General features: G+C 38.8%; 15 protein-coding genes and 2 pseudogenes. 11 read left to right on the top strand and 6 right to left on the bottom strand.

Going from position 1 to position 16,093, the window contains the following annotated elements:
* Positions 1 to 264: 264 nt before the first annotated feature.
* A pseudogene (locus SAGCYANO_RS06310) lies at positions 265 to 1,085 on the bottom strand (SirB1 family protein).
* A gap of 88 nt (positions 1,086 to 1,173) precedes the next feature.
* Between SAGCYANO_RS06310 and SAGCYANO_RS06305 the strand changes: the two are divergent.
* The 4 genes from SAGCYANO_RS06305 (at position 1,174) to SAGCYANO_RS50025 (ending at position 3,104) form a co-directional block, all read left to right on the top strand.
* Positions 1,174 to 1,470, top strand: a complete 297-nt coding sequence (locus SAGCYANO_RS06305) for a DUF1963 domain-containing protein (protein ID WP_202219291.1) — start codon at positions 1,174 to 1,176, stop codon at positions 1,468 to 1,470.
* 91 nt (positions 1,471 to 1,561) lie between these two features.
* A complete protein-coding gene (locus SAGCYANO_RS50030; protein ID WP_375339884.1) occupies positions 1,562 to 1,906 on the top strand; it encodes a hypothetical protein in 345 nt (114 codons plus the stop codon).
* A complete protein-coding gene (locus SAGCYANO_RS06300; RefSeq protein ID WP_375339883.1) occupies positions 1,848 to 2,771 on the top strand; it encodes an RNA-guided endonuclease InsQ/TnpB family protein in 924 nt (307 codons plus the stop codon). Before SAGCYANO_RS50030 ends, SAGCYANO_RS06300 begins: the two co-directional genes overlap by 59 nt.
* 9 nt (positions 2,772 to 2,780) lie before the next feature.
* A complete protein-coding gene (locus SAGCYANO_RS50025) occupies positions 2,781 to 3,104 on the top strand; it encodes a DUF1963 domain-containing protein (protein ID WP_202219290.1) in 324 nt (107 codons plus the stop codon).
* Here SAGCYANO_RS50025 and mutL read toward each other — a convergent pair.
* From mutL to SAGCYANO_RS06275, 4 genes and pseudogenes are all read right to left on the bottom strand, one after another.
* A pseudogene (mutL, locus tag SAGCYANO_RS06290) lies at positions 3,064 to 4,826 on the bottom strand (DNA mismatch repair endonuclease MutL). The gene SAGCYANO_RS50025 and the pseudogene mutL overlap by 41 nt on opposite strands.
* A gap of 140 nt (positions 4,827 to 4,966) precedes the next feature.
* Complete coding sequence (locus SAGCYANO_RS06285; protein WP_202219289.1) at positions 4,967 to 5,209, bottom strand: DUF4926 domain-containing protein; 243 nt, start codon at positions 5,207 to 5,209, stop codon at positions 4,967 to 4,969.
* Positions 5,210 to 5,218: 9 nt separating this feature from the next.
* Positions 5,219 to 5,404, bottom strand: coding sequence for a hypothetical protein (locus SAGCYANO_RS06280; RefSeq protein WP_202219288.1), 186 nt, complete (start codon positions 5,402 to 5,404; stop codon positions 5,219 to 5,221).
* 338 nt (positions 5,405 to 5,742) lie between these two features.
* A complete protein-coding gene (locus tag SAGCYANO_RS06275; RefSeq protein WP_202219287.1) occupies positions 5,743 to 5,919 on the bottom strand; it encodes a DUF6883 domain-containing protein in 177 nt (58 codons plus the stop codon).
* A 577-nt stretch (positions 5,920 to 6,496) separates the two neighbouring features.
* On the opposite strand from SAGCYANO_RS06275, the gene SAGCYANO_RS44210 reads away from it, so the two are divergent.
* The 3 genes from SAGCYANO_RS44210 (at position 6,497) to SAGCYANO_RS06260 (ending at position 12,139) form a co-directional block, all read left to right on the top strand.
* Complete coding sequence (locus tag SAGCYANO_RS44210; protein ID WP_237395851.1) at positions 6,497 to 7,582, top strand: CHAT domain-containing protein; 1,086 nt, start codon at positions 6,497 to 6,499, stop codon at positions 7,580 to 7,582.
* 95 nt (positions 7,583 to 7,677) lie between these two features.
* Complete coding sequence (locus SAGCYANO_RS06265) at positions 7,678 to 11,433, top strand: PQQ-binding-like beta-propeller repeat protein (RefSeq protein WP_202219286.1); 3,756 nt, start codon at positions 7,678 to 7,680, stop codon at positions 11,431 to 11,433.
* Positions 11,434 to 11,608: 175 nt separating this feature from the next.
* Positions 11,609 to 12,139, top strand: a complete 531-nt coding sequence (locus tag SAGCYANO_RS06260) for a hypothetical protein (RefSeq protein WP_202219285.1) — start codon at positions 11,609 to 11,611, stop codon at positions 12,137 to 12,139.
* 163 nt (positions 12,140 to 12,302) lie between these two features.
* Here SAGCYANO_RS06260 and SAGCYANO_RS06255 read toward each other — a convergent pair whose 3' ends face one another.
* Complete coding sequence (locus SAGCYANO_RS06255) at positions 12,303 to 12,518, bottom strand: hypothetical protein (RefSeq protein ID WP_202219284.1); 216 nt, start codon at positions 12,516 to 12,518, stop codon at positions 12,303 to 12,305.
* Positions 12,519 to 12,878: 360 nt separating this feature from the next.
* Here SAGCYANO_RS06255 and SAGCYANO_RS06250 point away from each other — a divergent pair, with 360 nt between their 5' ends.
* From SAGCYANO_RS06250 to SAGCYANO_RS06235, 4 genes are all read left to right on the top strand, one after another.
* Positions 12,879 to 14,594, top strand: coding sequence for an extracellular solute-binding protein (locus SAGCYANO_RS06250; RefSeq protein WP_202219283.1), 1,716 nt, complete (start codon positions 12,879 to 12,881; stop codon positions 14,592 to 14,594).
* A 136-nt stretch (positions 14,595 to 14,730) separates the two neighbouring features.
* Positions 14,731 to 14,871 (top strand): hypothetical protein, encoded by a 141-nt coding sequence (locus SAGCYANO_RS06245; protein ID WP_202219282.1) that lies wholly within the window; start codon positions 14,731 to 14,733, stop codon positions 14,869 to 14,871.
* A 54-nt stretch (positions 14,872 to 14,925) separates the two neighbouring features.
* Positions 14,926 to 15,255 (top strand): four helix bundle protein, encoded by a 330-nt coding sequence (locus tag SAGCYANO_RS06240; protein ID WP_202219281.1) that lies wholly within the window; start codon positions 14,926 to 14,928, stop codon positions 15,253 to 15,255.
* Between the two features lie 56 nt (positions 15,256 to 15,311).
* Positions 15,312 to 16,034: a hypothetical protein gene (locus SAGCYANO_RS06235; RefSeq protein WP_202219280.1), complete on the top strand. Its 723-nt coding sequence runs from the start codon at positions 15,312 to 15,314 to the stop codon at positions 16,032 to 16,034.
* Positions 16,035 to 16,093 lie beyond the last annotated feature (59 nt).

The raw sequence follows: 16,093 nt of genomic DNA, 5'->3' as shown, positions 1-16,093 counted from the left end.
AACTACATTTATTCAATGTATTTTCACTCTTGTATATAAGGTCTGAAATATGAGATATTGGGTTCCCCAAATCTGTCATATTCGTAAGCATTTAGCGGTCAGTGGTCAGCGGTCAGCTTTATTACCTTTAGTGGACAATTTAAGTTCGTTGTTCTTGTGCTTCAATTCTTTGTTCAAAAATATAGTAAAAGTTAAGCAAATACTTGGTTCATTTTAAAAAGCTAATAGCTGACTGCTAATAGCTGAATTCTTACCCATATTCAGTTATAAATCTTGACTCATCCTAGCCAGTAATTGTCTAATTATCTCTGCATCCTCTGCTTGAGGAAGATTTACTAGATAACTCTCTAAATCTTGACGAGCTTCTGCCCAAAATTTAACTGATAATATAATACGCCTCGGTCTCGCTTTTCTACAATTGCCTCTGGAAATAATAATAAAATCCGGTCGATAGCTGCAATAGCTTTTAACCCTTCATTTCGGTTCAAATAAATTCCTTTAAGATTTGTCAACATTCGTGCTAAAAATTGTTTTTTACTTACCTTTGCCAAAAACTGAGGTTGTAGCTCTACCCCTCGACCATAAATACTGGCCAATCTTTCTTGACAATCTTGAGGAAAAAGAATTTCACCTCTATTAAAAGCATCTACATATATGCCAGCTTCTTCAAAATCAGGTCTAATTAAAAAATGCCCTGGCATTCCAATACCAACCATCGGAAAATTAATTCTATTAGCAATTTCTAGATAAACTAGGGATAAAGTAATTGGAATACCAGTACGTCTTTCTATTACTTGATTCAGAAAACTATTCTGTGGATCGTAATAGTCAATTGTATTTCCAGAAAAACCTAAATCATCATAGAGATAGTTATTAATAGTTTTAATAATTTGTAAGGGGTAGAGTTTTTCTGGTAGTTTTTCTCGAACTTCATCTGCCATGGTATCCAGAACATTCAGATATTCATCAGGGTCAAATTCTGGTTCATATTCTAAAGCCAAATAAAGAGCAGCTTTAGCTAAATCTATTTGTTGATCAGATTGATTAATTTCTGAATAAAATAACTGTTGATATGAATAATTCATATTAGACCTAATTATAATTAAAATTATTTTTGACTTGGAAATGTAGGTTATAATTTTATCACTACATCATCTATAGGACGACCTAATTATGAAATCGTCACTTGATATCAATTTACCTGAAGAATTAAAACCTTACCATGAAGCGATCGCTAATACCATTAAACCTTATTTAAAAATTGATATTAAACCTAGTTCAACCCAATGGTGGCAAAGTAAATTTGGAGGACTTCCCTATTTACCTCGAACAATTGATTATCCCACTAATAAAAATGGTGAATATTTAAAGTTATTAGCCCAACTTAACTTTTCAGAAATGCCTAGGTTAGAGAATTTTCCTGCTCAAGAAATTTTACCGAAAAATGGGCCTAAAGCCTCGCCTTTCTAGGGCGATTTTCTGCATCAATATTTTTTTCAAATAATTATTTTATCTGGAAAAATATATGATAAAATAATGGAATAGAAACAAAAATATTGCAATGTTAGTAAGAGAGGCCAAGTTATTAAACGGGACATCAAATCAATATAAATCCTTGGATGAAGCTATCAGAACAGCACAGTTTATTAGAAATAAAGCTGTCAGATACTGGATAGACAACCAAGGAGTAGATAAGTCGCGTTTATACAAACTGAGTAAAGAATTAGCTAGTGAGTTTGCTTTTGCAAACAAATTAAATTCATCAGCTAGACAAGCCTCAGTAGAAGTAGCTTGGACTTCGATTAGTAACTTTTATCGTCGCTGTAAACAAGGAGCCAAAGAAAGCGGTGCGACCCCGCGACGACGAAAGTCGCAAGGGAACGCGCACCAAGAGAGGATATCCTAAATTCAAAAAGCATTGTCGGTCTGTAGAATATAAACAATCTGGTTGGAAATTATCAGATGATTGTATGTTTATAACTTTTACTGATAAGTTTAAATCTGGTAAGTTTTCTCTGTATTGTAATAAAGAAACAAGAGAAGATTTATTTAGGTCAAAAATTAATCGGGTGAGAATAGTTAGACGTGCAGACGGTTATTATTGTCAATTTTGTTTAGATGCTAATAGAAAGGAACCAGGAAATTATACTGGCAATGTTATAGGCATTGATTTAGGATTGAAATATTTCTACAAAGACCAAAACAATAATGCTGTTGTTTATCCTCAATATTTGAGAAAATCAGAGAAGAAATTAAAGCGTCGGCAACGACAATTAAGCAAGAAGTTTGTGAAAGGCAAAAAACCTCAATCAAACAATTATCACAAGGCCAGAAAGAGACTAGGGTTATGTCACTTGAAGGTGAGTAGGCAGCGTAAAGACTGGAGCATTAAACAAGCCCGGTGCGTAGTGGCATCTAACGATGTTGTCGTCTATGAGGACCTGAAGATACAAAACATGGTCAAAAACCATCATTTGGCAAAGTCAATATCTGACGCATCGTGGTATCAATTCACTCAATGGCTGGAATATTATGGAAAAATTTGGGACAAAGCAGTTGTCTCCGTAAATCCCAAATTCACTTCTCAAGATTGTTCTAATTGTGGGCATAGAGTCAAGAAAACTTTGTCAACTCGTACTCATGTTTGCCCCAGTTGTAATGCTGAAATATGCCGTGACACAAATGCAGCACGAAACATCTTGAGTCGTGGATTAGAAATAGTAGGTGTTGAGTGGAATCAAGGTACCGTAGGGCATACGGGAACCTCCTAGTAATAGGGAATGCTTTGGGAGACAACGGCCTCTGCTAATGATGGGCAACTTGATTTAGTAAGCTGTGTCGGTGAGCAAAGAATCACTTTTCGTGAGAATCCCCGTGCTTTTAGGCCGGGGAGTATGTCAAAATTTTATATAGATGCTAGTCACGACTCTATGTATGGTTTAGATTATAGCGCTCAAACTAATCAAGATGGTTTCAGAATTATATATTTTGATCAAATTGTCGAAGACGTTAATAATTTAGTAACAGATTTTGATTTTTTAGAAGAGCATCAGGAAACTACTTTCAAATTCCATGACTTTTTCCAATTACCCAATGTCGTCTAAAGAAACGAGCTAAAGCTGATTCTTCTAAAGATAAATAAATTGGTCTGCCATGAGGACAAGTACGAGGGTTACGAGTAAGTTGCCATTGATTTAATAAACTTTGCATTTCTGACAGACTTAAAGGAGTTCCATTTCTAATAGCACTACGACAAGAAGTAGCTACTTTAGCAGATTCTAAATCGCCACCATTACTCAGTTCAATTAAAGCTTCAGCACAGTCATTTCTTTTTGCTAAAATTGCCGGAGCAGTACGAGCTGCCCAAAGGAAATCTCCAAAATTTCTACTTCTATATTTAAGCGTTGAAGTTGTTCTATTTGACCAGAAGATAAATTATGCAAAATAATTGGTGGCTCTAAAGAAATTATTTCCCAAGCATCACATAATTGTTCATATAAAACTCTTTCATGGGCAATATGTTGCTCGATTAACCAAATGCCAGTCGGATGTTCAGCCACTATATAAGTATTGTGTAATTGAGCGATCGCCTTAAGTTCTATCAATCCAAATTCTTGACTTTTTTCTGCTGTATTATCTGGAGAAACTTGTATCGACCGACGAGTTTGATAATTCCCTGTATTTTCAGATACTTTTAAGATTTTTTCTACCCTTTCTGATAAAGGAAATTCCGGCATTACTTCCATACTAAATTGTAATGCCTTAGCAATTGCTAGCTCGATTTGTTGTTGCCAAAAACTGAGGTTATGAAGATAAACTTCTGTTTTTGCCGGATGACGATTCCAATTTATTTGATGAGGAAAAATTTGGAAATGAATAAAACAGATAGGATAGCGATCGCGAGGGCAAGTCCGTGCCAAAGAACTAATAATTTTTTGTTCTAATTCTGGTACTTTTACCACTCTTCCATTAATAGCAACTTTTACCCAATCAGGTCGTCTCCGATGACATCTATCTGGCAAACCCAAAACTAATTCTAATGATTGTCTATCCAAAAATTGAGAATCTTGATATTGGGAAAAATTTGATGTTTTGAGATTTAATTCTTCTGCTTCTTGCTCATCAATTTCTTGTTGAATATACTGTAAATCGCTCAATCTTACCGTCGATAAAATTTGAGGTAAAATTTGTTTTGCCGTAGCACCAGGACTAATTTGTATCCATAATTTACTACCCTGCCAAACTTGCCAAGTAACATCAGGATAACAAAGTGCTATTTGCTGAATAACTAATTGTATACCTCGCATTTGTTGTGCCAAAGAAGGCATTCCTTGACGACGTACAGGCCATTTTCCAAACAGATTAGAAACTTTAACAATAGTACCAGGAGCAACAGCAACTCTTTCAACTTCAACAGCCTTTCCTTGCTCGTTATAAACAACTCGCCAACCTTCATTTTCATTCTCTAAAAGAGGCGATTTAGGGCGACTTAATATTTCTAAATTTGAGAGATTAGCTAAACTATGAAGTGCTTCTCCACGAAATCCCAAACTGGTAATTTTTGTTAGGTCTTGAAAATTAGTAATTTTACTCGTACTATGAGGATTAGCTGCTTGTTTTAAATTAGCTAAATTCATACCCGTACCATTGTCAGAAATTTGCACTCGCCACTGTTCAGAAATAATCGAAATTATGATGCGAGTTGCACCAGCATCCAGAGAATTTTCTACTAATTCTCGTACTACTGCTGCTAAAGAATCAATCACTTCTCCAGCGGCAATTAAATTGACAACTTCTTTAGGTAAGGTTTGAATTTTAGATTGCATTTATATAAAAGCAGTAAAAAAAGCTTCCAGTTATATGGGATATAATTTGCTATGTTAGTTGGCTTTATTTTAACTTTAATTCTACTCAAACTGATTTTTCTACTTATTAATAGACATTTTGGATATTGTTTTTTAAAGCATTAAGCAACAACTTCTACTAATTCATAATGTAATTGTATTAGTCGATCGCCTGGAAGAGTTTCCATTGCATAAGTTCTTCCATCATTATCAGAAAAATCTACTTCAAAAACATTGTTATCGTATTCCATAACAATTGTTCCTACTTGTCCTTTATATAAAGTAATAGGTTCTCCTGTTTCAAAATGAGTTGTTTGTCTATCTTCAGTTAATGCAACTATATCTAATTCTTGTAATTGGGTCATAATCATATCTCACTTACTAACAGGATAACAATTTGTTAATCTCGGAAAATCTTCTCCTGTACGAATTATCCAGGCAACTAAAATCAGAGATTCTCCTATATCAGTCTTGAGAAAGAACTTCATATTATAGTGTGTACTATATTCATTGACTTTACGAATAATAACTGATTCATTGATAACAGCTTTTGTAAGCATTCAGCTATTAGCTGTCAGCTCTCAGCTCTGATAAAGGGATTTTAATATACAGACTATTTCAGGCAGTTTTTATAGTAAAATTTAATACTTACTCAATTAGTAAAGCTTTTATCTAGAACTAAAAAAACAATAGCTGTTAACGCAGTTCATCCGATAGGAGGCTGGCTTATAGCTGACGGCTGTTTGCGCAGCATTCCGCAGGAAATGCTTACCGAAAAATTGTGGGTATGCGCCTCCCCTTTTAAGGGGATAATAAAGAAAAATTTTCATCTCTTTGTCAATCCTCTTCTTTTCAAGGAGAGGTAATTATTCATTATTCATTATTCATTATTCATTATTCATTGTTGAACAGCTTTTTTAATGGCACTTTTCAAAATTCCTACATTTTCTAATGTTATTCCTAGCTTTTGTTGAAAAAGAGTGGCTTTATTTTTCCCTTTTTGATGATTAAAATTAAGACAATAATTTTCAATTTTATCACCTAAGTTAGCTTTAATTCCATTGGGAAGTTTCATAATTAAAAACTCTTTACAGAAATTTCTACTGTTATCGCCAATCTAGATTAGTATCTATAGCGTTTCTCAAGCTCGTGAAGTACAGTTATCTTTATTATTATTCCATGTTCCCTGTTCCCTCAAAACTAGAATTTTTTACCTCATGCTTTTTGGGAATTGCTATAAGCATTCAGGTGACTGAAAGACAAACCAATATATTAAATTATAAAGTATTTTTATTTAGTTAGGAAACTGAGGTATGGCTAAGATTCAGACAAAATGTAATACCAATTTCATAAACTTAAACAACACTTTTAAAAGTATCTATCAACCTTGAAAGCCAAAATGTCAATTTACAGCATATTTCAGGCAAATGATGTACAGATTAAATGGTGAAAATATTTTAGTGCTGGCATCTTGCCCGTTTCAGGGTATACCTCATAACAACGAGAAGCGCTGTATGTGTAGTCTGACTTTAGGAAATTGGTATAAATAATTGTCACAAACAATTACTTTCCTGAAAACACAACAGATAGAATGAAAGATATTGGAATATCTGTAACTATAACTACAAAGAAACTATAAAGAGGTCAACGAGATGGACATTGTAGGACTGATGGGTTTACTTAGCCCTTGTCTCCCTTTTTTGCTGAAACTTGGTGAGAAATCAGCCGAGAGTGCTGCGAATAAAATTGGTGAGGATACTTGGAATAAGGCTCAAAAAATTTGGGAGAAGTTGCAACCTCAAGTAGAAGCAAAAGAAGATGCTAAAATAGCAGCCCAACAGTTGGAAGCAAAGCCGGAAAGTAAAGCTCGTAAAGACGTGTTTCAGGAAGAGTTAGAGACTTTACTCCAAGAAAACCCAAGTTTAGCAGAAGCGATCGCCCAAATTCTCAAAGAAGGCTCTTCAAATGGCAACTCTGGCAGCAGAGTTACTCAAAATGTGGCAGGTAATCACAATCAGACTATTGGTACGGTTTCTAGAGGAGAAGTATCTGCAGTTTCCGGGGGACAGGTTTTTAAGGATTTTCAGGGAAGTATTACTTTTGGTTCGCAGTTTAATCAAGGTGAAGTTGCGGAAACACCCCCACCCACAATACCAGCAACGAACACTCAAAAAAATGTTAAAACAATTCTGATTTTAGCAGCTAATCCTGTTGGGACATCTCAGCTACGATTGAGTGAAGAAGTGCGGGAAATTCAATCGAGACTGAAGCGCACTCATCGCCAAGATGCTTTTACTATACAACAACAATGGGCTGTTCGTCCTAGAGATGTTTACCAAGCATTACTTGATTGCAAACCCCAGATTGTGCATTTTTCTGGACATGGTAGCGGTGCAGACGGGTTAGTATTAGAAGATGATGCAGGTGAGGTGCAGCTTGTGAGTACCGAGGCATTATTTAACTTATTTGAATTGTTTGGTCCACAAATAGAATGTGTTGTCCTCAATGCTTGTTACTCAGAAGTTCAGGCTAAAGCGATCGCTAAACATATACCTTATGTGATTGGGATGAATAAGGCAGTCGGGGATAAAGCTGCTATTGAATTTGCCATTGGGTTTTACGAAGCGATCGCCTCTGGAGAGTCCATTGAATTTGCTTATAAACTGGGATGTACTGCGATTCAGATGGCAGGTATTCCTGAACATTTGACCCCGATAATTGAACGAAAAATTATCTAATTTTCTAAATCTAAGAGCTAGTTTATCAAATAGTACGGTTACAAAAAGTCTCTAAGTCCTGTTTATTTTACTAATAAAAACAAATCTGAAAACTTATGTCATCCTCCCAAGAGTCTCAAGTTCCCAATTTGCCAAACCCTGAACTGCAAACTCAACAAGACATTCATGGCGATCGCAACCAGTCCATCGGTCAGGTGTTGGGTGGCATGGTGGTCTATGTTAGTGGTGGCCAAGCTATATTTGGAGCCACTTCTGGCCAGGCAGAGGAGTCAGCTCAGAAAAAGGCTGGAGCTGCTATTGGTGAAAATCCCTACAAAGGATTATTGGCATTTCAGGAAACCGATGGCGATCGCTTTTTTGGCCGAGAAACACAGATTGCTGATTTGTGGGAGAAACTGCGCTCTTTATATGAATCTGCTGATGCAATTCGTTTATTACCAATTTATGGGCCTTCTGGTTCGGGAAAATCCTCCTTGGCCAGGGCGGGGCTAATTCCAGAACTGGCACGAAGGCCAATACCTGGGTACGATACAGCTAGAGTAGCGATTTTAGTGCCAGGGACTAATCCTTTAGAAGCATTAGCAACAGTATTGGCTAGAATTGTCACTAATGATTTGGCTCCGGTTGTCAAAAGTCGGGAGTTTGAAGGAGAGCTGAAGCACAGTAATGAAAGTGGGGAATATGATGGGTTGCGACGTATTGCTAATGTATTTCCCCACATCGCCACCTCTCCATTAATTGTCCTGGTAGATCAGTTTGAAGAAGTTTATACCCTTTGTGAAAATCAAACTCAAAGAGATGCTTTTGTCGGTAATTTGCTTTGTGCTGCCCAAGATAAATCGAAACGAGTTACAGTGATTGTCACATTCCGCAGTGACTTTTTAGAGGAAACTCAGAAACATTCCCAACTAAATCGTCTGTTTACTCAGCAAGGTTATTTAGTACCTGCCATGAACGAAGCCGAATTACAGCAGGCGATCGCTAAACCCGCAGAGTTGGCGGGACATCCTTTGGATGAGGCCACGATTAATTTATTAATTAAAGATACCGAAGGGCGAGAAGGGGCCTTACCACTGTTACAGTTTGCCCTAACTCGGATTTGGGAAGGATTATTAGAGGGGAAACAACCAACCCAGACTCTCCAAGACATTGGTGGTGTGGGGGGAGCTTTGGCCGGAGAAGCTCAACGCATTTATGACAACCTCAAACCAGAGGAACAGGAAATTGCCCGACGAGTATTTTTGGGATTAGTACAACTGGGAGAGGGAACGAAAGACACCCGGCGTCGGGCTTTGCTAGATAGTTTAGAGTCTCATCAAAATCAGCCAGAAGAGTTAAAACGAGTAGTTAATTTATTTTCTGCGCCCGGAGTGCGACTAATTACCCTCTCCGCAACAGGCAGCAGCGAAACCGCTGAAGTTACCCATGAAGCCTTGTTTGAGCATTGGGGAAAATTTCAGGAATGGCTAGATGGCAGTCGGGAAGATATTCGCTTTCAAAGGCGCTTAGACGAGGCAGCAAATTATTGGAATGAAAATAACCGTCCAGAAGGGAATTTGTGGCGACCCCCTGATTTGGAGTTGCTTCAGGAATATCATCAGCGACTTAGTAAAGATATGACTCCTTTGCAGGTGGAATTTTTTCAGGCATCTAGCCAAGCGGAGGAAAATCGCCAAGAGAAAGAGCGACAGCAGCAACTCTTTCAGAAGCAGGCTCTCAAATTTCAGAAGCGGGCTATTTTTGGCTTGAGCATTATTTCTATAGGTGCAATTACTTTTGCTGGGTTCGCTTTCCAGCAACTGCAAAAGGCAGAACGTCAGCGAGTGGAACAACTAGTCGCAACAGCGAAAGCGACTCTTCCTACCGATCCCGTTGAAGCGGCAGTTCATGCCCTGGCTGCTGCTGGCCTAACTCAATCTCCCCTAGTTCAGTTTCCTAATCGTGGGGCTTCTCCTGGTGCTCATGGGGCAATCTTAGATTCTTTTCGGGCACTCCGGGAGCGAAATAGATTGCAGGGGCATCAGTATCTGGTCTATTCAGTGGCATTTAACCATGATGGCACAAAGATTGTTTCTGGCAGTCACGACGGCACGGTGCGAGTGTGGGATGCCAACACAGGTAAGCAAATTGGCGAGGCTTTACAGCATCAAGGTATGGTCTGGTCAGTGGGATTTAACCATGATGGCACAAAGATTGTCTCTGGCAGTTACGACGGCACGGTGCGGGTGTGGGATGCCAACACAGGTAAGCAAATTGGCGAGGCTTTACAGCATCAAGGTATGGTCTATTCAGTAGCATTTAACCATGATGGCACAAAGATTGTCTCTGGCAGTCGTGACAACACAGTGCGAGTGTGGGATGCCAACACAGGTGAGCAAATTGGCGAGGCTTTACAGCATCAGGATTGGGTCGAGTCAGTGGGATTTAACCATGATGGCACAAAGATTGTCTCTGGCAGTCACGACCGCACGGTGCGGGTGTGGGATGCCAACACAGGTGAGCAAATTGGCGAGGTACAGCATCAGTTTGGGGTCGAGTCAGTGGCATTTAACCATGATAGCACAAAGATTGTCTCTGGCAGTCACGACAACACAGTGCGAGTGTGGGATGCCAACACAGGTAAGCAAATTGGCGAGGCTTTACAGCATCAGGGTGGGGTCAAGTCAGTAGCATTTAACCATGATGGCACAAAGATTGTCTCTGGCAGTCACGACCGCACGGTGCGGGTGTGGGATGCCAACACAGGTAAGCAAATTGGCGAGGCTTTACAGCATCAGGATTCGGTCAATTCAGTGGCATTCAACCATGATGGCACAAAGATTGTCTCTGGCAGTCACGACCGCACGGTGCGGGTGTGGGATGCCAACAAAGGTAAGCAAATTGGCGAGGTACAGCTTGGGGTCAATTCAGTGGCATTTAACCATGATGGCACAAAGATTGTCTCGGCCAGTCCAGACGGCAAGGTGTCGGTGTGGGATGCCAACAAAGGTAAGCAAATTGGCGAGGCTTTACAGTATCCGGTTAGATTCAATTCAGTGGCATTCAACCATGATGGCACAAAGATTGTTTCTGGCAGTTACGACGGCACGGTGCGGGTGTGGGATGCCAACAAAGGTAAGCAAATTGGCGAGGCTTTACAGTATCCGGTTAGGTTCAATTCAGTGGCATTTAACCATGATGGCACAAAGATTGTCTCTGGCAGTTACGACGGCACGGTGCGGGTGTGGGATGCCAACAAAGGTGAGCAAATTGGCGAGGCTTTACAGCATCAGGGTGGGGTCGAGTCAGTGGCATTTAACCATGATGGCACAAAGATTGTTTCTGGCAGTCACGACGGCACGGTGCGAGTGTGGGATGCCAACACAGGTAAGCAAATTGGCGAGGCTTTACAGCATCAGGATTGGGTCTATTCAGTGGCATTTAACCATGATGGCACAAAGATTGTCTCTGGCAGTCGTGACAACAAAGTGCGGGTGTGGGATGCCAACACAGGCGAGCAAATTGGCGAGGCTCTACTGCATCAGGATTCGGTCAATTCAGTGGCATTTAACCATGATGGCACAAAGATTGTCTCTGGCAGTCGTGACAACACAGTGCGGGTGTGGGATGCCAACACAGGTAAGCAAATTGGCGAGGCTTTACAGCATCAAGGTATGGTCATGTCAGTAGAATTTAACCATGATGGCACACAGATTGTCTCTGGCAGTCAAGAGGGCGGGGTGCGGGTGTGGGAAATTTCGTTTCAGGGGTTAGTGGGTAGGCTTTGTGAGAAACTCCGCTATCATCGTATCTTGGTTGAAGCTGATCCTGATGATGTCGCTTGGGAAGCAAAGCAGACTTGTAAGCGATAATTCAATTAATTAATCATTTCCTCTCATTGGCAAAACCATAAGGGAAAAGATAAATATTGTTTGTTTATTTATTTTAAATATTAATAAGAAAGCTTACAAGTTGGTTCCGTTACTACCGATCGCCCATTAAAATTTAAGAAAAATCCCTGAATTAGAATTTAGTCTTAATTAAGTAATGACTTCAGACTCCTCCAACTCCGAACAATCTCACCCAAAAGAAAAACCTCAGAATCAACTAGAAGAGGAAGATATACGACGCGAACTGTTGAGAGGCCGGGAATTTACCTTGGCTGATGTTATTGGTCAAGAAGGTGGTGGTTTTATGAAAGGGGAATCTCCAGTTCCGAAGTTGGTGCAGGTCAAGGCTGAAATCAATACTTTGATTAGCCAAAATTTGCGGGATGTCTCAGGAGTTTTAGAAGCAGTTTTATATAGGTGGGTTGATGAAGATACAGCCCGAATTAGTAAACATCTAGATTCGCCATTGCAAGCTTTATTGGGATTATTGAAGTCCATTTTGGAGAATCCCCCAATTCTTCATGAGCTAGTACGTCAGGTCGATATGCTCTGGGGAAAAATAAATAATGAGCGACCTTATTTTCAGCGTCCGGGAGAGCCAGCTCACCCCGATGATGAATATACCCATGAATCAGTTTATCAACAGCTTGTTGAACTGACTCGTTGCCTGAATTCTAAATCTTCTTAAACTTACAATAGACATCTCCAGAAAAGAGGGAGTAGGGAGTAGGGAGTAGGGAGTAGGGATAAAGAATTGATAATTTATTTGCAATAATTGATTTGATTTTTTATTATTGGAGATGTCTAATAGCTTAAAATACTGATTATGACGTTATTGGATCTATGTGCAATTAGACGGATTTGATATTATATCCCCGCCAGTTAAGTAACGCTGCTGCCTGTGCTTTTTTCAACATAAATAAGTCTGATTCCCGCCACATTTTGCTTAACTCTAATTGTTCATGTTCTGTTAATTTTCTACTAGAATTAGCCTCAAGTAAGCTATTGTATTGTGCCATATCTGCTTCTGTTTTTTTTGCTGCGGGTAATAGGGTAATACTCCACAAACTATCATCTAAAGCTGATAGCTAATAGCTGACCGCTGTTTGCGCAGCATTCCGCAGGAAATGCTTACTTATCAATTATCCATTATCCATTGATAAAGTCTTTTTATTTTTGTAATTATTGCTGCTCTTAGGCATTTTGTATAGCTTACAGTAGATTCGGTCATATATTAAGATACATAAGATACAAATATTAACGCTAAGATGTTGGTAGGAAGGATGTACCTCACGCCTGATTAAATTTGCTGTAAATATTTGGTATAGACAGCTTTTTTTGATGGAACTATTGCCTAAGTCAATAGCTTTTGATGCTATTTAAACCTATTTTTAACACTTAGTATTGATAAGGTAAATTTACCAATTATGATTACTAAAAAGAATCAAAAAATTAAATATCTGAGCATTTATCTCTTAATGCTGTTAACTGCTTGTGCAACACCAGACAATACCAATACCACAAAAAACAATCAAGGTCTGGAAATTAAACTATTAATGGGAAGTGCTTTAGGAGACTTTTGCGAACAAGCAGCAGAAGGTTTTAATCAAAAACAACCAAAACTGAATGATGGTACTTCTTATTATATAAGTTGTGATGCTAAAGGTAGTGGGGATGTAGTTACCACAGTCATGTCTTTTGCAGAACAATTTCAAACCGGAATATTATCTGCTGATGCACCTGAATTTCCCACAATTATTTCTGTGGATGGTGAGATATATCATGCTCAATTGAAGTATCGAATGGAACAATTATTTCCTGGGCAAAACTATATTCCAGAAATTACAGATGCACCAATGTTAACAAATAGTCCGATGGTTTTTATGGCACAAGAAGACATTGCCAATGCTATAGAAAATGTTGATGATTTATTTAAACCTCTAGTGACAGCAAAAACCCATCGTGACATCAACTCTTCTGCACCACCAACTCCTATTTACTACGTTCACACCGCCCCCACTCGCTCCAATTCTGGTTTACAAACTCTTGTATCTCAATTTGCATCAGTATCTGACAAGCGACCAGAAAATATGACAGTGGCAGATGTAACCCGCTATCAAAATCAGGTACAACAAATTCAAAGTAAAATTACTCGCTACGGTAAGTCAACCAGTTCCCTAGCTAAATCAATGGTCAAAAATGGGCCGTTTTGGGCATCTATTGGTTCAGTTTATGAGTCTTCGGTAATTGCTGCTAATACCCATCGGCAACCAGGACAACCAAAATACAGGGCAGTTTATCCCCAAGCAACTTTTACTTCTAATATGAGAGCAATTGTAGCTAATGCGCCATGGGTAAGTGAGGGAGAAAAAGCTGCTGCTACAGAAATTATTGCATATTTGCGATCGCCAGAAGTCCAAAAAATTGCCACTGATTTAGGATTACGCCCTGCTGTACCTGGTATTCCCCTCGGTGCGAAGATTAGTGCGGCTTTTGGAGTTGACCCCGATGCTAAATATGACTCCTACCGTCCACCAAAACCAGAGGTAGTAGAGGCAATGTTAAAATCTTGGCAGGTGTATGCTAAAAAGCCTTCGTTAGTCGTAGTATTAGTTGACTCATCAGGTTCGATGCAGGGGGCGAAATTACCTGCTGTTCAGAATACTTTACAGACTTATATTAATAGTCTAGGACCTAATAACCAAATTGCTCTGATTGATTTTGATAGTGAAATTCGGCCTCCAGTGGTAGTTGATGGAACTCCAGAGGGACGCGATCGCGGTCTACAATTTATTAGTAATTTGAAGGCTGAAGGTGGCACAATGTTATATGATGCTACCCTTTATGCTCGTAACTGGTTACAGCAAAATCTTAGAAATCAGGCTATTAATGCCATATTAATTTTAACTGATGGGGAAGATTCTGGTTCTCAAATTAAGTTAAATCAGTTAAAAAATGAATTACAAAAAAGTGGTTTTAACTCCGACCAAAGAATTGCTTTATTCACAGTTGGATATGGTAAAGAAGGAGAGTTTAATTCTGATGTTTTGGAAAAAATTGCGGAATTAAATGCTGGTTATTATCGCAAGGGCAACCCAGAAACTATTTCTAAATTAATGTTAGATTTACAAGTAGAGTTTTAAAAAAGCAATCAGCACTCAGCAAGTCAGCATTCAGTAGTAAGATTCAACCCCTAGTTCTAAAAGCTGATAGCTGTTTGCGGAGCATTCCGTCAGGAAATGCTAAAAGCTAATAGCTAGTTAAAGGAGAAAAAAACAATTGAAAGATTTCAAAGAATTAAAAGTATGGGTAAAAGCCCATCATTTAACTAGCTATCAGCTTTCAGCATTTAGCTGTCAGCTTGAAATTCGAGGGTTTAAGTCCCCCACTGTATTTGAAAAAATTAGTGGTGCGTGTTAATGGGGGTTTGAATCCCCCATTATACACCGTGAAAAGCTGATTGCTGATAGCTGAGTGCTGACTGCTACTTTAACCTTAGCAGTCTATCAAGCTACATCGACATTTCCCACCACAGAATTGTATGGGTTGACAAGTCAAACTCGTCGCTCTTGTGCTTCAATTCCTGCAAATATTGCAGAAGGATGTGGTAGGAGTGGAGATGCTGAACTATGTCGTTTTCTTCAAATTGCTATGGGTTCAGCCTGTGAGCTTGAGTATCATCTTTTACTTGCTCGCGACCTGAATTTTATCAAAGCTTCAGAGTACGAATCTCTGGTTGAAAATGTAGTAGAAGTAAAACGAATGCTTGCTTCATTCATTAAAAAGCTGAGAGCTGACAGCTAGTAGCTGAATGCTTACGAAGGAAAGCTGATAACTGATAGCTAAATGCTTACTAAATTATGAAATTAGTCAACCCACTTTATCATCCCCTTACCATTTTAATTGGTGGCATTACTTTAATTGTAGGAGTCAGATTTGCCCGTTTACCTAGCATAATTATGTTACCAACTGCAGCCCTAATTTCCACGGCTGGAGCAACATTATTAAATTCCCCAAAATCTGAATCAATACAACTAAAAAATCCAGCTTTAGTCAAAGAAATAGAGTCTGTTAAACAGCAGGCAAATTTATTAGCAGAAAAAGCAAATAATCTTCGCCAAGAAGCTGGAAAACTTCTGACTGGAACACCAGAAATGGAACTATTAGGATTTGTACAATATGCTTGCGATCGCTCCTACGAACTTCCGATAAAAATTGACAAAATGGTAAAACGTTTACAAGGAGATGATTCTTTATTATCCGCTTCGGAACTCCAGAGACAATTAAATGAAGTTGAAGCAAAAATGTCTAGTAGTAGAGGTATTGCCAGAGAACAATTAACTAAATTAGCAACAAGTTTGCAGCGAAATATTCAACTAGCAAATCAAGGTCAAGATGCTAGACAAGCACAAGTTATTAGTCTTTCTACTATGATTCAAGAGTCCGCTGGCATTTTACAACAAATGCAAAATAAACTAAGAATGGCTGATTTAAGTAATTATCAACAACAACAAGAATTGCAGGCACTATCTCAAGAACTTCGCAGTTTTCAAGAAAATATTGATTTCTTAACTAGCTATTAGCTTTTAGCATTTCCTGACGGAATGCTCCGCAAACAGCTAGCCTCTTGCAGAGGAACTGC

It is taken from the genome of Okeania sp. KiyG1 (assembly GCF_014132355.1).
GTDB lineage: Bacteria > Cyanobacteriota > Cyanobacteriia > Cyanobacteriales > Microcoleaceae > Okeania.
This window is presented reverse-complemented; position numbering and strand designations above follow the sequence as displayed.